The sequence below is a fragment of the Pseudomonas sp. Irchel 3A5 genome (genome assembly GCF_900187575.1).
Taxonomy (GTDB): Bacteria; Pseudomonadota; Gammaproteobacteria; order Pseudomonadales; family Pseudomonadaceae; genus Aquipseudomonas; species Aquipseudomonas folii.
In genome coordinates this window covers 119046-141966 of record NZ_FYDU01000005.1, presented here as the reverse complement: position 1 = coordinate 141966, position 22921 = coordinate 119046, and the positions used below count along the sequence as shown (strand labels likewise).

19 protein-coding genes, 1 tRNA gene and 1 riboswitch are annotated in these 22921 nt (G+C 57.6%); of the genes, 18 read left to right on the top strand and 2 right to left on the bottom strand.

The genetic code is table 11. The annotated features are described in order from the left end of the window. Positions 1-217: 217 nt before the first annotated feature. A riboswitch (guanidine-I (ykkC/yxkD leader) is annotated at positions 218-319 on the top strand. A 61-nt stretch (positions 320-380) separates the two neighbouring features. From CKW31_RS09690 to CKW31_RS29525, 8 genes are all read left to right on the top strand, one after another. After that, positions 381-1451, top strand: a complete 1071-nt coding sequence (locus CKW31_RS09690) for a putative urea ABC transporter substrate-binding protein (protein ID WP_027899756.1) — start codon at positions 381-383, stop codon at positions 1449-1451. 27 nt (positions 1452-1478) lie between these two features. After that, complete coding sequence (locus tag CKW31_RS09685) at positions 1479-2294, top strand: ABC transporter permease (RefSeq protein WP_095094124.1); 816 nt, start codon at positions 1479-1481, stop codon at positions 2292-2294. Next, on the top strand, positions 2291-3055 hold the full coding sequence (locus tag CKW31_RS09680; protein ID WP_095094123.1) for an ABC transporter ATP-binding protein: 765 nt from the start codon (positions 2291-2293) through the stop codon (positions 3053-3055). Before CKW31_RS09685 ends, CKW31_RS09680 begins: the two co-directional genes overlap by 4 nt. Before the next feature lie 12 nt (positions 3056-3067). After that, the gene (locus CKW31_RS09675; RefSeq protein ID WP_095094122.1) at positions 3068-3790 is read left to right on the top strand and encodes an urea amidolyase associated protein UAAP1; all 723 of its coding nucleotides are present in this window, start codon (positions 3068-3070) and stop codon (positions 3788-3790) included. 11 nt (positions 3791-3801) lie between these two features. Next, positions 3802-4422 (top strand): urea amidolyase associated protein UAAP2, encoded by a 621-nt coding sequence (locus tag CKW31_RS09670; protein ID WP_095094121.1) that lies wholly within the window; start codon positions 3802-3804, stop codon positions 4420-4422. A 251-nt stretch (positions 4423-4673) separates the two neighbouring features. Beyond that, positions 4674-8408: an urea carboxylase gene (locus CKW31_RS09665; protein WP_095094120.1), complete on the top strand. Its 3735-nt coding sequence runs from the start codon at positions 4674-4676 to the stop codon at positions 8406-8408. A 28-nt stretch (positions 8409-8436) separates the two neighbouring features. Next, positions 8437-10260 (top strand): allophanate hydrolase, encoded by a 1824-nt coding sequence (gene atzF / locus CKW31_RS09660; RefSeq protein ID WP_095094119.1) that lies wholly within the window; start codon positions 8437-8439, stop codon positions 10258-10260. A 260-nt stretch (positions 10261-10520) separates the two neighbouring features. Then, complete coding sequence (locus CKW31_RS29525) at positions 10521-10745, top strand: hypothetical protein (RefSeq protein WP_141230136.1); 225 nt, start codon at positions 10521-10523, stop codon at positions 10743-10745. 47 nt (positions 10746-10792) lie between these two features. Here CKW31_RS29525 and CKW31_RS30035 read toward each other — a convergent pair whose 3' ends face one another. After that, on the bottom strand, positions 10793-11086 hold the full coding sequence (locus tag CKW31_RS30035) for a glutathione binding-like protein (protein WP_256582552.1): 294 nt from the start codon (positions 11084-11086) through the stop codon (positions 10793-10795). A 41-nt stretch (positions 11087-11127) separates the two neighbouring features. Then, positions 11128-11421: a glutathione S-transferase N-terminal domain-containing protein gene (locus CKW31_RS30030; RefSeq protein ID WP_256582551.1), complete on the bottom strand. Its 294-nt coding sequence runs from the start codon at positions 11419-11421 to the stop codon at positions 11128-11130. A 147-nt stretch (positions 11422-11568) separates the two neighbouring features. Between CKW31_RS30030 and CKW31_RS09650 the strand changes: the two genes are divergently transcribed. The 10 genes from CKW31_RS09650 (at position 11569) to CKW31_RS09605 (ending at position 22908) form a co-directional block, all read left to right on the top strand. Then, positions 11569-11913 carry a helix-turn-helix domain-containing protein gene (locus tag CKW31_RS09650; RefSeq protein WP_095094118.1) on the top strand — a complete coding sequence of 115 codons (345 nt, stop codon included), beginning with the start codon at positions 11569-11571 and terminating at the stop codon, positions 11911-11913. A gap of 169 nt (positions 11914-12082) precedes the next feature. Next, positions 12083-15205: a dermonecrotic toxin domain-containing protein gene (locus CKW31_RS09645; RefSeq protein WP_095094117.1), complete on the top strand. Its 3123-nt coding sequence runs from the start codon at positions 12083-12085 to the stop codon at positions 15203-15205. 131 nt (positions 15206-15336) lie between these two features. Next, positions 15337-16818 carry a sensor domain-containing diguanylate cyclase gene (locus CKW31_RS09640; RefSeq protein ID WP_095094116.1) on the top strand — a complete coding sequence of 494 codons (1482 nt, stop codon included), beginning with the start codon at positions 15337-15339 and terminating at the stop codon, positions 16816-16818. After that, positions 16815-17048, top strand: a complete 234-nt coding sequence (locus CKW31_RS09635; RefSeq protein ID WP_095094115.1) for a cysteine-rich CWC family protein — start codon at positions 16815-16817, stop codon at positions 17046-17048. The genes CKW31_RS09640 and CKW31_RS09635 overlap by 4 nt, the downstream gene beginning before the upstream one ends. Before the next feature lie 373 nt (positions 17049-17421). Next, positions 17422-18114, top strand: a complete 693-nt coding sequence (locus tag CKW31_RS09630; protein WP_095094114.1) for a pseudouridine synthase — start codon at positions 17422-17424, stop codon at positions 18112-18114. 300 nt (positions 18115-18414) lie between these two features. Beyond that, complete coding sequence (locus tag CKW31_RS09625; RefSeq protein ID WP_095094113.1) at positions 18415-19308, top strand: alpha/beta fold hydrolase; 894 nt, start codon at positions 18415-18417, stop codon at positions 19306-19308. 165 nt (positions 19309-19473) lie between these two features. Then, positions 19474-19547, top strand: a tRNA-Gly gene (locus CKW31_RS09620). A 238-nt stretch (positions 19548-19785) separates the two neighbouring features. After that, positions 19786-21666, top strand: a complete 1881-nt coding sequence (locus tag CKW31_RS09615; protein ID WP_176469848.1) for an integrase arm-type DNA-binding domain-containing protein — start codon at positions 19786-19788, stop codon at positions 21664-21666. Positions 21667-21850: 184 nt separating this feature from the next. Next, entirely contained in the window at positions 21851-22282 is a 432-nt protein-coding gene (locus tag CKW31_RS09610; RefSeq protein WP_095094111.1) for a hypothetical protein, read from the top strand. A gap of 203 nt (positions 22283-22485) precedes the next feature. Further along, positions 22486-22908 carry a hypothetical protein gene (locus CKW31_RS09605; RefSeq protein ID WP_095094110.1) on the top strand — a complete coding sequence of 141 codons (423 nt, stop codon included), beginning with the start codon at positions 22486-22488 and terminating at the stop codon, positions 22906-22908. The last annotated feature ends 13 nt before the right edge of the window (positions 22909-22921 follow it).

The following is a 22921-nucleotide window of genomic DNA, read 5'->3' as shown; positions in this document are numbered from 1 at the left end:
ATTAAAAAGGCCCTCCAGTGCCCTGATCCGCCTGTCACCTGACGAACTGCCGCTCCATCGCGGTGCGCCTGCGCACCATGTCGCGGCAAAAACAAGCGCCTGTTGAAACAGGAATTTCGCTGTCAGCCACGGCGTGCGGGCTTCCCCGTGACTTGGCACAACTCTCGCTTACCAAACCGTGTGCAGGAGTCAACTCAGGTTCGCGGCACCACAATTTGCAATAGCTGACTAGGGTTCCGGCTCGCCTTTGGCGAGTGGCTGGTCCGAGAGTTGGCGACCTCCAGTAGAGGTTACACGGCGGGATAAAAGCCCGGGAGACAGGACACCAGTGGTGTCGCGTTGCTCCTGATCGCCTTTCTTTCGCTACTGGAGGTAAACACATGCAAAAGTCCCGTCTATTAGGTCTGCTCACCGCAGGCCTCATCGCTGCATCGATCCTCTCCCCGGCACACGCCGCCGTTAAAAAAGAATTCAATGTTTGCTGGACGATTTATGCCGGCTGGATGCCCTGGGAATACGCAGGCACACAAGGCATCGTCGATAAATGGGCGAAAAAGTACGACATCAAAATCGATGTCACTCAGCTCAACGATTACGTCGAATCCATCAACCAATACACCGCTGGCCAGTTCGATGGCTGCACCATGACCAACATGGACGCACTGACCATCCCGGCCGCGGGCGGCGTGGAAAGCACCGCACTGGTGGTCAGCGACTTCTCCAACGGTAACGACGGCATCGTGATCAAGGGCGCTGGCAAGAAAGTCGCCGACCTCAAAGGCATGGACGTCAATCTGGTAGAGCTTTCCGTTTCCCACTACCTGCTGGCCCGCGCACTGGACAGCGTCGATCTTGCAGAAAAGGACCTGAAAGTCGTTAACACGTCCGACGCGGATATCTCTGCGGCTTTCAACACCGATGACGTGCAAGCTGTCACCACCTGGAACCCGATGCTGGCGGATATCAAGGCCAAGCCCGGCGTCACCGAAGTGTTCAACTCCAGCCAGATCCCTGGCGAGATCATGGACATGATGGTGGTCAACACCCAGACCCTGAAAGACAACCCGGCACTGGGCAAGGCCCTCACCGGCGCATGGTTTGAAGTGGTCGCCCTGATGAACGCGAAAAACGCCCAAAGCAAAGCTGCTCTTGAGCACATGGCCAAAGCCTCGGGTACCGATCTGGCCGGGTTCCAGGCGCAACTGGACACCACCAAACTGTTCGCAACGCCCAAGGAAGCGCTTGAGTTCGCTACCAGCAAACAACTGCCGGACACCATGCGCAAAGTCGCCAACTTCTCCTTCGAACATGGCCTGCTCGGTGAAGGTGCCAAGGACTCCAGCGCAGTGGGCATGACCTTCGCCAATGGCGTGACCTCCGGTGACAAGGCCAACCAGAAGCTGCACTTCGATCCGAGTTACGTGCAGATGGCTGCCGACGGCAAGTTGTAATCCGGGTCCCGCTGAAAGGTCATTGCCATGCGCTTGATAAATCGCCGCCCGGATCGCGCCAGCCGTCTGATTCTGGTACTCCTGCCGTTTGCCTTGCTGCTGTTCGCCTATTTCACGGGCTCGGCAACACGGCTGACGGAAAACCCCAACGACAAGCTGCTGCCCAGCGCGGTACAGATGGCCGACGCGGTAAAACGCATGGCCTTCACCGAGGACCAACGCAGCGGCGGCTATCTGCTGTGGCAGGACACCGGTTCCAGTCTGCAACGTTTGGGGATCGGCTTGGGTATCAGCGCGCTGCTGGGTCTGTGTCTGGGCATTGCCTCGGGGATCCTGCCGTTATTCGGCGCGCCGTTATCGCCTCTGCTGACGGTGCTGTCGATGGTGCCGCCGCTGGCGATTCTGCCAATCCTGTTCATTGTCTTCGGGTTGGGCGAGCTGTCGAAAGTGATGCTGATCGTGATCGGTATCACGCCGATTCTGGCGCGGGACCTTGAACAGCGCGCCCGGGAAATCCCCGTCGAACTATTGATCAAGGCGCAAACCCTGGGCGCCTCCACCTGGACGCTGATCCTGCGGGTGATCCTGCCGCAATTGCTGCCACGTCTGCTGATTGCTCTGCGACTGGTGCTGGGCTCGGCGTGGCTGTTCCTGATCGCTGCCGAAGCCATCGCTTCCACCGATGGCCTGGGCTATCGAATCTTCCTGGTGCGGCGTTACCTGGCCATGGATGTGATTCTGCCTTACGTGATCTGGATCACCCTGCTGGCCTGGTTGATGGACTGGGGCCTCAAGGCGCTGACCCGCAAAGCCTTCCCATGGTATGAGGGGGCACGCGGATGAGCTTCATTTCAGTCAACAACGTCTGGCAGCAGTACGACGATCTGGTGGTGCTCGAAGGCCTGAACCTGAGCGTCGCTGAAGGTGAGTTCTGCACACTGGTGGGCGCTTCGGGCTGCGGCAAGTCAACCTTTCTGCGCCTGTTGCTGGGTCAGGAAGTCGCCAGTAAAGGCAGCATCACCCTGGACGGCAAGGCGCTGGCGAGCGAGCCGGATGCCAGTCGCGGCGTGGTGTTCCAGCGCTATTCGGTGTTCCCGCATCTTTCGGTGCTGGACAACGTCGCGTTGGGCCTCGAATTACCGCGCTCGGCACTGCTGGGTCGGTTGTTTGGCACCGCCAAGCGCGAAGCCAGGGAACAGGCTGCACAGCTGCTGCAAAAAGTCGGCCTCGGTCACGCGCTGGATAAATACCCCGCGCAGCTGTCTGGCGGCATGCAACAGCGTCTAGCCATCGCTCAGGCGCTGATCATGAAACCTAGAGTATTGCTGCTCGACGAGCCGTTTGGTGCCCTCGACCCCGGCATTCGCAAAGACATGCACACCTTGTTGCTGGAGCTGTGGCGCGAGACCCAACTGACCGTGTTCATGGTCACTCACGACCTGTCCGAAGGCTTCAACCTCGGCACTCGGCTGTTGGTCTTCGACAAAGTGCGCATCGACCCACACGCCCCCGGCGCTTATGGCGCGCGCATCACTTACGACATCCCTCTGAACAGCGACCGCCGCGCAGCACGCGCCGCGCTTGATTCGCTGCAACAGGCTTAAAGGACATTGCTCATGACCACAAACACGTTATTCCCGGTCTTTGCCGAAGAACTGCTGCCCGGTGGCGGCCATCGTTCGTTCATCCTCAAGCGTGGTGAACTGCTGCGCCTCACCGACTTGAACGGCAACGCCAACGTCAGCCTGACGATGCTCAACGCCCACGAAAAAACCGAGCGCCTGAACCTGCCCGACAGCCTCAAATGCCAACACACCGCCAAGCTCACCAGCGGTCACTGTCTGTATTCGGACATGGGCCGTGTACTGACTGCGATCACAGCTGACACCTGCGGCTGGAGCGACAGCATCGGCGGCGTGCTCTGTGCCGACGAAGTCGCGGAGAAATACGGCCAGGGCCGCTATCAGGAACTGCGCAACGGCTTTTTCCGCAACGGCGTCGACAACCTGCTGGTCGAGCTGGGCAAATGGGGGCTGGGGTTGTCCGACCTGCTGATGACCTTGAACCTGTTCAGCCGCGTCAGCGTTGACGACGCTGGCAAGCTGCACTTCGTACCGAACAACTCCAAAGCGGGTGACTACATCGAGCTGTATGCGCCGATGGACACGCTGGTGGTACTCACGGCCCTGCAACACCCCATGGACCCCAACCCGGAATACGCGCCGCAGCCACTCCAGCTGAGCTGGATGAAAGCCGACGCCAGCGTCGCCGAGCACTGCCGCACGTCCCGCCCGGAAAACGAGCGCGGTTTCATCAACACCGACCGCCTGTTCGCCTGAGGAGCATTGTCATGAATCTGCATTCCAACATCCCGACCACTACTACACACATCCCGGCAGGCGAACCGTCGCTGACCGAACTCAAGGCCGGACAAACCCTGCGCATCCTTGATCTGGAAGGTAATCAGGCGGTCGATACGCTGTTCTTCAGCCTCGCCAACCCTCGCGAGCGTTATGACGTGCAACGTACGTTGCGCCGTCAGGGCAGCGTTTATCTGACGACGGGCAGCGTGCTGTATTCCAACCTCGGCAAGCCGATGCTGACTATCGTCGATGACACCTGCGGTCGCCACGACACCCTCGGCGGCGCCTGCGCGCAAGAGAGCAACTCCGTGCGTTATGCCCTGGAAAAACGCCACATGCACAGCTGCCGGGATAACTACCTGCGCGCCTGCGTTCATGACGGCCGTTTAGGCAAAGGCGACATCGGGCCGAACATCAACTTCTTCATGAACGTGCCGGTGACTGCTGACGGCGGGCTGACCTTCGAAGACGGCATTTCCGCGCCCGGCAAGCACGTGGAACTGCGCGCAGAGATGGACGTGATCGTGCTGATCTCCAACTGCCCGCAACTGAACAACCCGTGCAACGGCTACAACCCGACACCGGCTGAATTGCACGTCTGGAATTGATTACACGGGGCTATGGGATTGCTTAGAACCTGTGGGAGCGGTGCTTGCCCGCGATAAGGCTGGACGCGATCTAAAGTGAACCGCGTCCAGCCTTCGCGGGCAAGCACCGCTCCCACAAGGGCCGCATTGCAATTCAAGTATTGCAGCACCTGAACACACCACGACGGACGACCCTCGTGCAGTCACATCAATAGCGGGACGGCCCGCTTCCCAGTTTGAGGTCGAGCTGATCGGCTTCCGGGGTTCAAGACATGTTCGACAAACTGCTGATTGCCAACCGCGGTGCCATTGCCTGCCGGATCCTGCGCACCTTGCGCGCACTGCACGTCAAAGGCGTCGCGGTGTATTCCGAAGCGGACGCTGCCAGCCTGCATTTGCTGGAAGCCGATGAAGCCCATAGTCTGGGTGAAGGCGGTGCGGCTGGGACCTATCTGGCGGTGGATAAAATCCTCGCCATCGCCAAAGCCAGCGGCGCTAAAGCCATCCATCCGGGTTATGGCTTCCTTTCTGAAAACGCCGCCTTCGCTCAAGCCTGTGAAGACGCGGGGATCGCTTTCGTCGGGCCAACGCCCGAGCAACTGCGCGTCTTCGGCCTCAAGCACACGGCCCGTGCGCTGGCCAAGACGCACGGTGTGCCCATGCTCGAAGGCACCGAGCTGCTGGACAGCGTCGAAGCCGCCCTGAGCGCGGCTGAAATTATCGGTTACCCGGTGATGCTCAAAAGCACAGCAGGCGGCGGCGGTATCGGCATGCGTGTATGCCGCGACGCGGCAGAACTAGGTGAATCCTTCGAAGCCGTTAAACGCCTCGGACAGAATAACTTCAGCGATTCCGGCGTATTCATCGAGAAGTACATCCAGCGCGCCCGACACCTTGAAGTGCAGGTCTTCGGTGACGGTTGCGGTGAAGTGCTGGCCCTTGGCGTACGCGACTGTTCGGTACAGCGGCGCAACCAGAAAGTCCTCGAAGAAACCCCGGCGCCGAACTTGCCTAATGGCATGGGGGAAGCGTTGTGTGTTGCCGCGATCAAGCTTGCCAAAGCGGTCAACTATCGCAGTGCAGGGACCGTGGAGTTTGTCTTCGACAGCGACGACCAGCGTTTTTACTTCCTCGAAGTGAACACTCGCCTGCAAGTCGAGCACGGCGTGACCGAGCAAGTCTGGGGCGTGGATCTGGTCAGCTGGATGGTGCAACTGGCAGCCGGTGACCTGCCGCCGTTGTCAGAACTGCAAGCCGCGCTCAAGCCAAGTGGCCACGCCATTCAGGCGCGGCTGTACGCCGAAGATCCGGGACGGGATTTTCAGCCCTGCCCTGGTTTGCTGACAGCGGTGAACTTCCCCGCTGTAGATGGCAAAAGCCTGCGTATCGATACGTGGGTAGAAGCCGGTTGCGAGATTCCGCCGTTCTTCGACCCGATGATCGCCAAGGTGATCAGTTGGGCACCGAATCGCCAGTTGGCCAGCGATGGACTGGCCAGCGCCTTGAGCGAAACCCGCCTTTATGGCGTGGAAACCAATCGCGACTACCTGCGGCAGATTATCGCCGACGCCCCGTTCGCCAGCGGTCAGCCGTGGACCCGTTGCCTGGAAGGCTTGATCTATCACGCCCACACCTTTGAAGTGCTCAGTGGCGGCACCCAAACCAGCGTCCAGGATTATCCGGGACGTCTGGGTTACTGGGCGGTAGGCGTGCCGCCGTCCGGTCCGATGGACAGCCGCGCTCTGCGTCAGGGCAACCGTTTGCTGGGTAACGCCGATGGTTGCGCCGCATTGGAAATCACCATGAGTGGGCCACTGCTGCGCTTCAATACCGACGCTGTGGTGGTGGTCACAGGCGCCGTTATTCCGTTTACGCTGGATGGCGAACAGCAACCGCTGAACACAGCCGTGTTCGTGCCCGCAGGTTCACAACTGGCACTGGGCACGATTGCCGGGGCCGGTGCGCGCAGTTACCTGTGCGTAAGGGGCGGGCTGGATGTGCCGGATTATCTGGGCAGTAAAAGCACCTTCACCCTTGGCCAGTTTGGTGGGCACGGTGGTCGGGCTCTGCGTACCGGTGACGTGCTGCACATTGCGCCGTTGGTTGACCGTAGCGCCGGGCAACAAGTCCCAACCGCGCAACTGGAAGACTTGCCGAGCGTACGCCACATCCGAGTGATCTATGGCCCGCACGGCGCCCCCGAATATTTCACTGAAAACTACATGCAGACGTTCTTCGCCACTCAGTGGGAAGTACACTTCAACTCCAGCCGTACCGGCGTGCGCCTGATCGGGCCCAAGCCGGAATGGGTACGGGCCGATGGTGGTGAGGCCGGACTGCACCCGTCGAACATCCACGACAATCCCTATGCAATTGGCGCGGTGGATTTCACCGGTGACATGCCCGTGATCCTCGGCCCGGACGGCCCAAGCCTGGGCGGTTTCGTCTGCCCGGTGACCATTATCGAAGCGGACCTGTGGCAGTTGGGCCAGCTCAAGGCTGGGGACAAGGTGATGTTTGAAGCGGTGAGTATTGAGCAGGCCCGTGGATTTATCGGTAGGAGCGAACTTGTTCGCGAGACCGGTTTTCCACACGCAAATGACGCATCGAATGTACCGGCCTCCTCGCAAACAAGTTCGCTCCTACCAGGGAACAGTAGTGCGGCGAAGTCCGGTAGGAGCGAATTCATTCGCGAAGCAGACGACGCGTTGCCTGTTCTGACACCTTCGCGGGCAAGCCTCGCACCCACAGAACTGACGTCACCCATCGTTCTGGACATTGGCGCAGACGACACCCGTCTGGTCGCGCGGCTCTCCGGCGACACGCACCTGCTGCTGGAAATCGGCGCGCCTGAGCTGGATCTGGTGCTGCGCTTTCGCGGACACGCGTTGATGCAGTCACTGGAAGCCAAGCATCTGCAAGGCGTGATCGACCTGACTCCCGGTATTCGGTCGCTGCAAGTGCATTACCGGCCGGAGCAATTACCTCTGGCGCAACTGCTCGATATCGTTGCAGGCGAATGGGACGCCGTCTGCGCCGCCAAGGACCTGCAAGTACCGTCACGCATCGTTCATCTGCCGTTGTCCTGGGACGATCCGGCCTGTCAGCTCGCCATCGAAAAATACATGACTACCGTGCGCAAGGATGCGCCATGGTGCCCGAGCAATCTGGAGTTCATCCGGCGCATCAACGACCTGCCCAACCTGGACGAAGTGCAGCGCACCGTCTTCGAAGCCAGCTATCTGGTCATGGGCCTGGGCGATGTCTACCTCGGCGCACCGGTCGCTACGCCGCTGGACCCGCGCCATCGACTGGTCACTACCAAGTACAACCCGGCCCGCACCTGGACCGCCGAAAACTCGGTAGGCATCGGTGGTGCCTACATGTGCGTGTACGGCATGGAAGGCCCGGGCGGCTATCAGTTTGTGGGTCGCACCTTGCAGATGTGGAACCGCTACCGGGAAGTCGCCGCATTCGATGGCAAGCCGTGGTTACTGCGCTTCTTCGATCAGATCCGTTTCTACCCGGTCAGCGCTGAAGAACTGCTGCGCATCCGTCGTGATTTCCCGCTGGGCCGTTATGACCTCGAGATCGAACACAGCACGCTGAACCTCGCCGACTATCAGGCATTCCTGAATCGCGAAGCCGAAGGCATCGCCGCATTCCGCCGCCAGCAACAAGCGGCGTTCAACGCTGAACGTGAACGCTGGATCGCCAGCGGTCAGGCCAATTTCGACAGCGAAGAAGCCGTTGCGCCGTTAACCGAAGAAACGCCTCTCAAGGCAGGGGAACACAGTGTCGACAGCCACATCGCCGGCAACCTCTGGCAAGTGCAGGTCGAGGTCGGCCAGCGTGTCGAAGCCGGTGATGCGCTGGTGATTCTGGAGTCGATGAAGATGGAGATTCCGCTGCTGGCACCGACTGCCGGAGTGGTCCGCGAGGTGCGCGTCCAACCCGGTTCGGCAGTGCGTGCAGGTCAGCGAGTCGTCGTGCTGCAAGCCGACTGATCCTTTTACTTTTTGATGGAATTCTTCTATGAGCCTTGAAGTAACGTTGCGTGATCTGCGCCTGGAATCGGTCCGTGCTGCCTATGAATCCGGCAGCCTGACACCTCGCCAACTGATCCTCGCCCTGCGGGAGAAAGCCGTCGCGCTTAACCCGGAATATCATCTGTTCATTCATCTGCTCAGCGTTGATGAACTGGAGCCCTACCTCGCCGCACTGGAGGGTCGCGATATCAAGGACCTGCCGCTGTATGGCATCCCTTTCTCGATCAAGGACAACATCGATCTGGCGGGCATTCCCACCACGGCAGCTTGCGTGACGTATGCGTACACGCCGGAACGGTCGGCGACTATCGTCGAACAGCTGTTGGCGCTGGGGGCGATCCCCATGGGCAAAACCAATCTGGATCAATTCGCCACCGGGTTGAACGGCAGTCGCTCGCCCTTTGGCGCCTGCCCGAATAGCGTGCTCAAAGAGTATCCATCAGGCGGCTCCAGCTCGGGCTCGTCACTCGCCGTAGCGCTGGGCGTCAGCAGTTTCTCGCTAGGCACCGATACCGCAGGCTCAGGCCGGGTGCCAGCCGCGCTGAACAATCTGGTGGGCATGAAAGCCAGTAAAGGTTTGATCTCCACCGCCGGTGTCGTACCGGCCTGCCGCACGCTGGATTGTGTGACGACCTTCACCGCCACTGCGCGTGAAGCCAGCCAACTGCTGAGCCTGACCGCCAGGCTCGACCCGCGTGACGAATACAGCCGCAGCAACCCGCTGTGGAACGACGCTTCGGCATTCGGTGCGCCACGGCCCTTCCGCTTCGGCGTTCCACGCGCCGAGGACCTGGAGTATTTTGGCTGCACTCAAGGCCCGCAGCTGTTTGGCGAAGCCGTTAACCGCCTGATCGAACTGGGTGGCGAAGCGGTCACTCTGGACCTGTCACCCTTTCTTGAAGCAGCGCGCCTGCTGTATGAAGGTCCATGGGTCGCTGAGCGATACAGCGTCGCGGGTGAGCTGATGGAAAACAATCCTGACGCTGTGTTGCCGGTGATACGTGCAGTATTGGCCAAAGCGCCTGGTGTGACGGGTGTAGATACATTCCGCGCCCAGTACCGTCTGCAAGCGCTCAAGGCGATCTGCGACAAGGCCATGGAAGATCTGGACTTCGTCGTAACGCCAAGCATTCCCCGCCCGGTGACCAACGCCGAGCTGCAAGCCGAGCCGGTATTACGCAATTCGGACCTGGGCTACTACACCAACTTCGTCAACCTGCTGGACTACGCCGCCATTGCCGTACCGAGCGCGTTCATGAACAACGGACTGCCTTGGGGCGTGACGCTGTTCGGCCGGGTGTTCACCGACCAATACCTGCTGAGTGTGGCCGACGCCCTGCAACGCCACACTGAATTGCCACTGATTGCCAACCTGAATACGCAGTTGAACAAGCCCGCCGCCATCGCCCGCAACGACATGGCCCGTGTGGTCGTGTGCGGCGCGCATCTGGATGGCCTGGCGTTGAACTGGCAACTCAAACAGCGCGGCGCTCGCCTGGTTGAAACCACCCACAGTTCGCCGGACTACCAGCTGTATGCACTGGCAGGCGGCCCGCCGTTCCGGCCGGGCATGGTTCGGGTCGATCAAGATGGAGTCGCCATCGAAGTAGAAGTCTGGGAACTGCCAAGCCGCGAACTGGGCTCATTCCTCACCGGTATTCCGGCGCCACTGGGTTTAGGCAAAGTGCAACTGGCTGATGGCCGCTGGGAGTGCGGGTTTATCTGCGAAGCTTATGGGCTGGAGGGCGCAAAAAACATCAGCCATCTGGGTGGCTGGAGGGCTTATCTGCAGGCTGATAAACAGAGCTAAACAGGCTTGGAACACAACCCCGGTGGGAGCGAATTCATTCGCGAAGGCAGTGTGTCAGACGCGGATTTTTTTGCAGGAAAACCGCATTCGCGAATGAATTCGCTCCCACGGAAAACAGGTGTTTACGCAGTGAACGTACATCCCGGTAGGAGCGAATTCATTCGCGAAGGCGGTGTGTCAGACGCAGATTTTTTACAGGGAAAACGCATTCGCGAATGAATTCGCTCCCACGAAAAACAGTGCAGTCAGGTGTTTACGCAGTGAACACACATCCCGGTGGGAGCGAATTTATTCGCGAAGGCGGTGTGTCAGACGCAGATTTTTTTACAGGAAAAACGCATTTGCGAATTTATTCGCTCCCACGAAAAACAGGTGGAAGCACACACTTTCAGGAGCTGCCGCAGACTGCGATGGCGCTGTGTCAGGATGAACGCTTCGCAGCCTTCGGCGGCTCCGACAAAAAGTGCATCAATCTGTGTTTTTGATAGGCAGGTAAATCGTTTGCTGCGTCAGAGAAGCAGTGCGAGCCCTCTCACGCAAGCCCCTCTTCCCGCAACGCTTTCTGAACCGCAGGACGAACCTTAACCCGTTCGTACCAGGCCCGTAGGTTATGCAAAGTGTCGAAGTGGATGTCGGCCTTGTAATAGCTGGTCAGCCAAAAGGCCTGGCCCCAGCCTGTCAATGCGAAGAGATAGGCATCAGCCACCGTGAACGAATCACCCATGACGTATGAGCGGGTACTCAATTGTTCGTCAATCCAGGCGAAACGCTTCTCTAACTTTGGTTTAACGCTTTCTACGTATTTACCTGCCTGTGCTGAATACAACAGCGGAATGTAGCCTTTGTGAATCTCGGACGAGAGAAAGCTCAGCCACTCTTGAAGCCGGTATCGCTCAAGGTGCCATGGGCGGGAACAAGTCCGGACTCCGGCTTCAGGTCACCTAAATACTGCACGATTACTGAGCCCTCACGCAGGAGAGTGCCATCGTCCAGCTCGATTGCTGGTACGTAGCCAAAGCCGTTGACCTCGAAGTAGTCGGTGCCCAGTTCGGTGACGTGCCTTTTGTAATCGACCTTTATCAGTGTGGCATCAAGACCTAACTCATTCAGAACAATATGGGGCGAAAGGGAGCAGGACGCGGGGATGTAATACAGCTTCATTTACAGACTCCAGAGCATGAGTGAGCGCTGTCAATTCGAAGGATAGACGGCTTCATCCCATTCTAGAGGTCAGGTATAAAATAAGAAGAACGCACTATTTTGTAGTATAGGTACAAAAAATATACCTACCCCACCAGGATTCCGACAATGAAGGACAACATATCAGGCTGCTCGGTCGAAGAAGCAATGCGTTTGTTGGGTGGCCGCTGGCGGCTGCTCCTCGCATCCTACCTGCTCGATGGGCCAAAAAGGTTTAATGCGCTGAGGCGAGACATTCCCGCTATTTCGCAACGAATGCTGACCCTGGACTTACGTGCCCTTGAGCAAGCAGGACTGGTAAAGCGCACCGTATTTCCCACTGTACCCGTAACGGTTGAGTACGAACTCACAGTTGACGGACGCAGGCTAGAGCCTGTCGTTGAAGTAATGAAACACTTTGGATTGTGGGTCAAAAGTCGCCAAACCATCGATAGCGAATGTCCAGCCCACTGATGCGCCAGACATCGGTCGATCACACACGCTTTGTCGGCGCGCGCGAACACGTCCTTCCGATATCCGCACGGCTAGTGCCTATTCAACCTGGCGGCATAAATAAATAGTTAGCACAAGCAAAAAAAACCAGCCGACATAGTGAGGCTTCAACTCATCAAGTCGGCTTTTTATGAATGATCAAACGCAGCACACAGAAGCTCATCGCCAGCGCCTGGAAAGCCTCACGCACAGTCCAGGCTTCAAACTCATCGCTCACTCGACCCTGCTACTCAAAGCCAGCCAGCTGGACATGGATTACCCGCCCACCCTGCGCGTTTACGTACGCGCGCAGTTAAAGCACCTGTTGCTGCAGACCACGGGTAAAACGCTGTCCCCCGACAAACTGAGCATCCGCTTTAGCACCGAGACCAACCCCGAGGTCGACGACCAGGGCCGCGAGCGCTATTCGCGGCGCATGACCCTTACCGACATCGGCGTGCTGTCCTTTAATGGCGCGATCATGCGTGGGCTTTTGCAGCATACCGTTACAGACCGGCCGCTGGACGAATCAACCCCTGCCCTTACCGCCCAGGCTGCGATCAATCTGATCATCAATAGCCGCTGGTTCCTCGACTACCCCGCCTTGATAGAACGCTTCTGGGCAAGGCATCGAGAGACTTACCGGGCACTGGCCAAGCTGTCTTTTCTGGATAAGCTGGCGCGGCAGTACGCCCGCAAGCTGATCACTCGCGAAGGCTATGAATTAGCGCTGGATGCGTTGGGTCTGGAGGCATTCCCGGACTCCGCAGCTTGCCTGGAAACGTCTGGGCGCGGTCTGCGGGCGGTCGCGCATATGCTTTCGATCAACGAACAGGCGCTACCCGACGCCTTTCAGATACGGTCAAAAAATACATCGCATTGTTTTATCCATATGCCGGAAGGTCGAACTGCACCGTTGGAATACATCAGCGACGACCCCGCACACATGAAAAAAAAGCTCTTCGATGCTCTGAGCACCCTTCCCCATCTCAATGAATACTCGGGGTCTGCCAGCCTCACGGAAATCGACGGCGACATTTTTTCAGCCATCACCGCTGCCCAGGAAAAACGATCCCTCGACTACATAGAGACACAGGTCGGCCTGTGCGCTCAGCCCAATCCATTCAAACCCATCGGGCGAGCCCTGAGCCTGCTCGGCGCAGTGGATATCTGGCAATCGCAACCCGGTGTTCTACAGCGAATCCCGGCCCCCTTAACGACAGCAGCCAGAGTAATGGCCAAAGCGCTGCGAGAAAAACATGGCTGGGAGGTTAACCCCGATCAGGTCTTCATTCGCTACCTGCGGGGCCACTCCACCACACCGCTGGGTGACGCCCGACATCCCGCCCTCGACATTCAGGTCCCGGATGAAAAGCCCGTCAGCCTGAGCGAGGCACTGGTGAGTAATTACCGCGTCGCATCGCCAACTGGTTATATCGATAAAGGAGGCCGTAATGCGGTCTATCTCGACACCACTGGCACGGGCAAGTGGGACGCCCGTCAAGAGCTGCCCATGGACGTTCAAGCCATTGAAAATGTCATTCGCGAGATCAACTTCCTGAGCGTGATGCGTCAGGAAATCGATACGTTCTGGACGCAACACAGGGCAGTCATCGAGGCGACCTTGCGAAGCCAGTTCATGACCCAGGCGCTGCGATGCCTGAAGCACGGCACCGTGCAGCGCGAGGGGTTCGACCTGATCATCAAAGCGCTGGAACAATTGAACATCAAAACCCCGGGCGTTCGGGTCGAGTGGTCCATACCCGGCGTCTATCTACAGCACACCCTGCTTGGCGGGCCCACCGCACAATATTGCCCAAGCCTTCTGGTACTAAGCCTCCCCGGAAAAACGCAACGGGTGCTTTATCAGGCGGGCATGCTCAAAGCCTTTATCGAATTCAGTAACGAGGATGAACTTCACCGATACCTGCGCCACGCCGCACACAGTCAGACGTGGCGAGATACCGTTCGTAACTACATTCCCACGCGCCACCATGAACGGCTCACGTATATCCTGAAAGTCTGGGCAAGAAAGCAGATGCCCAGCGAACCGGTTTCCTTGTTGCGCCCATGGACTGACGTGCTACTCAATCACGACACACGTAAAGTCCTGGCGCAGGAACTGAGCGAGCAGAACATCACGGCTTCACCGTTTGCCCACATCGCCAGTATGCTCAGACAAAACTGTCTCTGGAACGCGGATGACACCGTAGTCACCTCCCAGGAGGTGTCACTTCTCTACTGGACTCGTCTGCTTCATCAGTTGCAGTTTCTGATCGCTCCCATGTCGGCACTGCTGACGCCCGCGTTGATTGCGTCTCTGGCAACCGAACTGGGTATCGCAGCGTTGAACATCAGCTCGGCGAATTTACCGGGTGCACGTTATGCCGAGAAACAACAAGCCTTGCTCAGTGTTCTGTCGCTGGGATTGCTGCAACTGCCGCCTTCCATGCCTCGACTGACCAATGCTCTGCGCAAGCTGGCGACGCCGGTCAATCCCGTTTTACGTCCTGCGCTGGCGTCGGCATCAAGCACTAAAAGCTTTAACACCTGGCTCCGGCGCTCGATGCTTCAACGGGAAACCCGTTTTGAGAAATTCTTCCAGACAGATGCAGTGCTGAAAGTCTGGAATATTCCTGGCCACCCTGCGTTTTCCACATTGGCGGTCAAGGCCTGGAAGCTGCAACGCCAGTTTCTGCTATGGACGGCCGAACACCGCCAGGCACGCACGCTGGTACTCAGCACCCACGGCTACTCCCTGCCCTGGAGCCGAAATGCAGCCATTCCCAACGGCACTGAATTACACGCCTACGCGCCAGACGGGTATGAATTGGTGGACCCTAAACTGCATCGGGTGGTCAGCAGGCAGGCGCGCCCATTCGCCATTCTTGATGCGCAGCAAAACACACTGGCCGCTTCGCTTTCCAAGCCCTATGTCGTGACCGACAAACTGCTGGCAGGCACTTCCCGACCCGGGATGATCAAGAACTACACAATTTCAAAGTTCCAGAGTCCTTACGGCGAAAGCTACCAGGACATCAGCCATATCGTGCGTAACTCCAATCAGTCGCCGTTCAGGAATGCTCTGCCTCTCACCCCCATGGACGTACTGACGGTCAGAAATCGATTTGGCATGTCGCCGCCTGCGCTGGATCAGTTGTTTAAAGCACTGTCGGAAAGCGGCATTCATTACGACAGGATTCTCCTCCTGCATTGCCGCTGTTCAGCTTTCAAATCACTGCTAGGCATTGCACCTGTGTATCGAGTTCCATAGGCAAAAACCACAAAAAAATTAGCCAGTCGGGGGTCCAAAATCGCTGAAAGCATTTACCTCCCGATGGCGCAAAGACTGGCGGCGGGCTAGCATGCCTGCCTTCATGGACAGGCAAAACAACCGGACACGTTATGGCTTTTCGCTCTGCTGGCCCTTCGCAACGCTCACTCCTGTTTACGCTGGTGATCCTGCTGGGTTGTGGCTTTCTGGCAACATCGTTGCTCAGCTATTACGCGTCGCGCACGTCCATTCGCGACAACATCATCAATACCGAGCTGCCGCTGACCTCCGATACGGTCTATTCGGAAATTCAGAAAGATCTGGTCCGTCCGGTGCTGATCTCTTCGATGATGGCCCGCGACACCTTTATGCGGGACTGGATTGTCGAGGGTGAACGCAATCCTCAGCAAATCACCCGTTACCTCAAAGAAGTGATGGACCACTACGGGGCGTTCACCACGTTTTTCGTGTCCGACAGCAGCCTGACGTATTACCAGGCCAAAGGCATCCTGAAGAAAATCGATGCCCGCGAGCCTCGCGATGTCTGGTATTACCGCGTCAGGGACATGGAAGCGCCGTACGAGATCAACGTCGATCCAGACATGGCCAACAAGGACAACCTGACGTTTTTCATCAACTACAAAGTCTTCGACTACAACAACAAATTCATTGGTGCCACCGGCGTCGGGCTGACCGTGGATGCCGTTATCAAACTGATTGACCGTTATCAGCAACGCTATGACCGCAGCGTCTTCTTTGTCGACGCCTTCGGCCGTATCGTACTGACCGGCGAAAGCGGAGGTCCGCAGGGTGCCGCTATCGGTGAGTCACTCAACCAGCTGCCGAGCATGGCCGACTTGCTGAGTAAAATGCCCAAACCGCTCAGCGGCACTTACGAACATCGGGTCAACGGCAAGGAACACTTCCTCAACGTGCGCTACATACCGGAGCTGAACTGGTACCTGTTCGTCGACAAGGAAGAAGAATCTGCACTCAGTGACATACGCCACTCCCTGTACCTGAACCTGTTTATCTGTCTGGTGATCACGCTGATTGTGGTCTACCTGCTGAATCTGGTGGTTAACCGCTTCCAGTACCGGATCGAAGCCCAGGCGACCCTCGACAGCCTCACCGGCCTGCCGAACCGTCGCGGTTTCAACCTGTGGGCGATCAAGACCCTCAAGGATGCTAAGCGCGATGCTCGCCCGCTCACAGCAATGCTGCTGGACCTGGATCACTTCAAGCGACTCAACGACACCCACGGGCATCTGGCCGGGGATGAAGTGCTGGCCGGTTTCGCCGACGATCTGAAAAGCTGCCTGCGTCAGTCGGACATCATTTGTCGTTGGGGTGGCGAAGAGTTCATCATCCTGCTCAAAGGTACCGATACCAGTAATGCCCATGAAGTCGCGGAAAAAATTCGCCTGCTGGCCGAGCAGCACACTTACCTGTTCTCCGGCGAACCGCTGCAGGTGACGGTCAGCATCGGCCTGAGCCAGTTGCGGCCCGACGATACGTTGCAAAGCCTGATCGCCCGCGCAGACAGCGCGCTGTATCGCGCCAAGCAAAACGGCCGCAACCAGATCTGCACGGAGACGCCAGGCGCACCATGAACAACTCAGCCAATACTCCGCAACGCTGCCCGGCCTGCGGAGCAAGCAACGCTTGCACCCTGGCCGATCCGCGCACAGCGGATCAGGCTTGCTGGTGTTTTTCGGTGAGCATTGATCCCGCGGTAATCCAGGCCCTGCCGGAAGAACTGCGCAACAAAGCCTGCCTGTGCCCGCGTTGTGCGGGGATCAATGATGCACTTTCGGACAAAACTGACCCGAGCCGCGACTGAACCCTGTGGAAGATTCTATGTTTGCCCGCAAGCCTGATTAACGACGTGGGACCGGCTTTAGCCGGGAAGGCGGTATCTCTGTAGATGAAGATTCAGCGTCTGTCCCGGCCTCTTCCCGGCTGAAGCCGGTCCCACGTCATTAAACTCAATCCTGGGAGCGAACTCATTCGCGAAGAGGCCGGTGCGTGCAAAATCCATCTGCCCATGGTTAATGACGCCTGATCTGTAGGAGCTGCCGAAGGCTGCGAAGCGTTCGTCTTGACACACCGCCTTCGCAGCCTTCGGCAGCGCCTACAAGAATTGTCCCGAATCAGCGCCAGCATCTCGGGAACAGGTAACATACCCGCCCTTCTCCCTTTTAATCACCATCGCCATGCGCCTCGACCGTTTCCTCAGTAATCTACCGCGCTTCAATCGCAAGGACGTACGTCTGGCATTGAGCAGCGGTCGGGTCAGCGTGGACGGGCAACGGGTCAGCGATCCGCATCACGATGTGCGTGAATTCAGCCGGGTGGAGTTCGACGATGAAGTCCTGCAAGTCGGCAAGCCCGCGCGCTACTTCATGCTGCACAAACCTCAAGGCTGCGTCAGCGCCACCACCGACCCGCAACACCCCACCGTGCTGGACTTGCTGCACGAGCCCGACAAGTACGAACTGCACATCGCCGGACGACTGGATTTCAATACCACCGGGCTGATGCTGCTCACCAACGACGGCCAGTGGTCACGGCGTCTGACCCACCCCCAGACCAAGCTGCCGAAGGTTTACTACGTCGAAACCGAAAAAGTCATCGACGAGCGCTATGTGCAGACTTTTGCCCAGGGCCTGTACTTCGCCTTCGAAGACCTCACCACCCAACCGGCACAGCTGACCATGCTCGGTCCACGTTGCGCCAGGCTGAGCATAATCGAAGGCCGCTACCATCAGATCAAGCGCATGTTCGGCCACTTCAACAACAAAGTGCTGCGTCTGCATCGTGAAAGCATGGCCCATCTGACGCTGGACCCCGTGCTAGAGCCGGGGCAATACCGCGCGCTAACGCCTTCGGAAATTCAAGGCGTATAAGCCTTTCGCTACCGCTCGGCAGACCGGCCCGACAAACTACGAACGGCACTTGCGGGTTAACGGATCCACTGCTTGAATCAAATCGTCGGTCCACATGTGACTGGCGAGTCATCTACACATTCCAAGAAACCATTTGCCGCCCCGAGCCAACGCTCACGGCAAATCGCCCGCCAATAATAAAACCTGTCGGCAAGATCATTTTGATCGACAAGGGCCCCTTTGCAAGGCAATGCCTACCTGTCACGAAATTCGTGCAACGTTGTTTGCGCGCACATCTTGTTTATGTCAGGAGACACACCTATGAGGCCAGAAATCGCTGTGCTTGATATACAGGGACAGTTTCGGGTTTACACGGAGTTCTATCGGGCAGAGGCTGCCGAAAAGACCATCATCATGGTCAACGGCTCACTGGCCACCACTGCTTCATTTGCCCAGACCGTGCGCAACCTGCACCCGCAATTCAACGTGGTGCTCTACGATCAGCCCTACGCGGGCAAATCCAAACCGCACAATCTTAATGAACGGCCGTTGAGCAAAGAGCTGGAAGGTCAAATCCTGCTGGAACTGATCGACCATTTCAACGCTGAACACGTCATGTCGTTCTCGTGGGGCGGCGCGGCCACGCTGGTTGCTCTGTCCCACCGACCCAAGCGCATCGAAAAGGCCGTCATCAGCTCATTCTCGCCGGTGATCAACGTACACATGCGCGACTATCTGGAGCGCGGCATCACACACCTCAGCGTCCATGACCGCTACGAAGTCGGCAACCTGGTCAACAGCACCATCGGCAAACACCTGCCACCGCTGTTCAAACGCTTCAATCATCGCCACGTCAGTAACCTGGACACCCACGAATACGACCAGATGCACTTTCATATCAACGACGTATTGACCCTGGATACCGCGAACTACCTGACGGTGGCGCAGAACATCAACGTGCCGGTGCTGTTTCTTAACGGTGAGTGGGACGAGTACACCGCAGCCACCGACGCCCGGTTATTCGCCCCGGTGGTTCAGCGCAGCACCTTCAGCACCATCCAGAGCACCGGGCACTTCCTGGACATGGAACACAAATCCGCCTGCCGCGACTCGCGTGACGCCCTGATGGACTTCCTTACACCAAAACCTGAGTCCAGCAGCCGATCAACCTACCACTACCGACAGGCCCAAACCGTACATGCCTTCGCCCTCTGAACCGACGCACGACCGAACAAGGTAACCCATCCGCCAGCGCAAACAGGCACAAGCAAGCGCGGATGGGCTCCGTTCGAGAGTGGTATTCAAGGGATTAAAACAGGGGGAGAGAAATTAGCGCTTCAATTCAGCGAGCCATTCTGGTACAAAGTCAGCCGCTTCAGAGCGGGTGTAGTTTAGTGGTAAAACGAAAGCTTCCCAAGCTTTAGTTGAGGGTTCGATTCCCTCCACCCGCTCCACTTCAACTTTCCACTGACGTCCACCAAGCGCCAAGGAACGTTGCAAGTGACTGATCTGGTTCTGAATTACCCCTCTTCTTCAGTCCAGTGACGTCCAGCGAAATCCACTGACTACCGGTCAAAATCGGTACGTTTTGCGGTCAAAATGCGGTGAACACCCGTTCCGCATTGTTGCTGGAAGAGCAGGCCCCCCGGAACAAACATCGCATCCAACTCGCAGCATCAGGAGTTGGTACGCATGCTCACAGATATGGTCGTCCGGCAAGCCAAAGCCAGCGACAAGCCCTACACACTCGCAGACTTTGATGGTCTATTTCTTCACGTCTCTACTGTTGGCGGCAAAGCCTGGCACTTCCGCTACACCTGGGTCGGACAACGTGCCCGGATTTCGCTTGGCAGCTATCCCGAACTCTCTCTGCGCGAGGCGCGCGAATTTCGTGACCAGGCCCGTGCCCTCGTCGCCAAGGGCATCAACCCGCGCACCGACCGAAAGCAAAAACGCCAGGCCATCCGGTTGGCTGGCGAAAACACCTTCATGGCGGTCTACGAAAAGTGGATGGAACACCGGCAACTGACCCTGGAAGAAGGTCGTCAGAGTTCGCTGGAACAGATCCGCCGCGTGTTCAAAAAAGATGTATTCCCTTACCTCAAACGCTACACCATCTACGAGATCACCCGTCCGGTGCTACTGGAGGTGATCGGCCGCATCGAGAAACGCGAGTCACTGTCCGTCGCCGAAAAGGTGCGCACCTGGCTCAAGCAACTCGCCGACTACGCCATGGTGGTCATTCCGGGCATGGTCGAGCACCCCGCCATCGATCTACACGTGGTCGCTGTGCCGTTGCCGCCCGTTGAGCACAACCCATTCCTGCGTATGCCCGAGCTACCCCTGTTTCTGCAGACGCTTCGCAAGTACCGCGGCATGCAGATGACCCAATTGGCCATTCGCCTGTTGCTGCTGACGGGTGTACGCACAGGCGAACTACGTCTGGCCACACCGGACCAGTTCGATCTGGAACAAGGTTTGTGGATCATCCCGGTGATGTCGCTCAAGCAGCGCAAGATGCTGACCAAGAAGAAGCGAAAGCGCGTAACCGACATCCCGCCCTACATCGTGCCGCTGCCTGTGCAGGCCATCGAGATCGTGCGGCACATGCTTGATCAGTTTAAACCCGCGCAAACGTATCTCTTTCCGGGCGTAAAGCAGATCAGTGCCCGCATGAGCGAAAACACGGTCAACCGCGCAATCAAGCGGCTGGGCTATGACGGTCGTCTCACTGGTCATGGCATCCGTGCGACGATTTCAACAGCACTCAATGAATTGGGCTATCCAAAGGTATGGGTCGACGCGCAACTCTCACACGCTGACCCCAATCGCATCAGCGCCACCTACAACCATGCCGAGTACGTTGAACAGCGTCGGCTAATGATGCAGGACTGGGCTGATCGGCTGGATCTGTTCGAGCAAAATCAGGTTCAGATTGCCAGCACGCACCTCACCATCCACCTTCAGGGCGTTCCCACGATTGCCGGTCAGAAGGTCACGCCGCTGCCGGCGTTGGGCCAACACGCTCCCATCATGCTGGTAGCACCCAATGAGCAAACGATGCCAGCAGTCGGCGCCGGGACTCAGCGGCTCTCTGCAGTGCAAATGCCTGAATACGCTCTACCGAAGATCTCCGAGGTACAGCGGGAGCGATTGGAGGTACTGGACATTTTTGAAGGGCCCGACAACTTGGTCGTCGCGGACTATGCCAAGCTCGCGGGCAAATCGCGGCGGTGGATTACTTACGAGATCCAGGCTCGCAACCTGCTTTCAATTCAGTTGGGCAACAAGGGGCAGCGGGTACCGGTATGGCAACTCAACATGTTCAAGCGCCGCTTGGTGCAGGCGGTACTCAAGCGCCTGCATCGTGGCGTTGATACATGGGATATCTACTACGCCTTGACGCGACCTTGCGAGGAACTTGATGGCAAGTCGCCTATTGAAGCGCTCACCTCGGACAATCAGCAAGCGATGGTTGAGGCGGTTTGCCGGGCCGTATCTGAAGCAGCGACGCCAGTCGTTGAGAAGCGAGTCCCCATAAACAGGATTGCCGAAAGCATGTCTGAATTTTGAGGCGGGTATGAAGGCCGGGCAAGGCGAATGGGGCGTCAAAAGCCATGTCTAAGGACGAGGCCCCAAGTGCTCCTCTAATGGGTAGTCAAACCGACAAGCCTTACTGTTCCACTTACACTGGTGTTCCGTCACTCTCGCAGCATCGTCAAAGTGTGATGCGTTAAGCGCTTATCAGGAGAGCCACATGAAACCTCGGCTGAAAGTTTTCACTATCATTAGCTTGGCGATCTCCTCGCTGGGCGGATGCAACGCGTTCCTAGCCACCGGGAAGATCCCAACAGCTTCCGATCACTTGGCAATACCTCGTGATTTTCCGAACCAACGTCTGTTTGACTGCGCCGAACTCAGCATCAGCCAACTCTCTGCAACCGATAGTTCCTGGAGAAAGGTCACGCATAAGGACAGCACTAATGGAGTACTTGAATCCGGAACCTTTGACGATAAGAACCGCACTGGTTTCCGCATGCGCATCGAACGTGCGCAAGGGGCTAACCAGGCGGATATAACGCTGAGAGGTGGCGGTCCCTACTTTATTGACCTAGGGGTAACACAGGCGATGAAGAACCTCATGGCCTTGCTAGACTCCTGCGTCGCTAGCTATAAACAGGATCGCTGAGTCCATGTCTGAATTTTGAGGCGGGCATAAGTGCCTATCGCAAGGCGAACGGGTTTCAAAAGTCGCGGCTAATGAGCGAGGCCCACCGTTCCTCTTATGGGTAGTCAAACCGACAAGCCTCACTGTTCCACTTACACTGGTGTTCCGTCACTCTCGCAGCATCGTCAAAGTGTGACCCGCCAGGCGCTTATCAGGAGAGCCAAATGAAACCTTGGTTGAAAGTTTTCACTGTCATTGGCTCGCTAATCTCACTGGGAGGATGCAACGCATTCTTAGCCACCGGGAAAGTCCCAACAGCTTCCGATCGCTTGATAATTCCTCGCGACCTGCCGAACCAACCTCTGTTTGACTGCGCCGAAATCAGCATCAGCAAACTCTCCGCAACCGATAGTTCTTGGAGCGAAGTCACGCGAAAGGACAGCCTGAATGGAGTGCTTGAATCCGGGAACTTTGAGGAAAAAAACCTTGCCGGCTTTCGCATGCGGATAGAACGTCCGCAAGGTTCAAGTCAAGCAAAAATCACACTCAAAGGTGGTGGTGCCTATTTTTTCGATTTGGGCGTAGACAAGGCGATGAACGACTTCAAGACCTTGCTAGGCTCATGCGTTGCTAGTCAGCAGCAGTAACCCCTGCACTTAT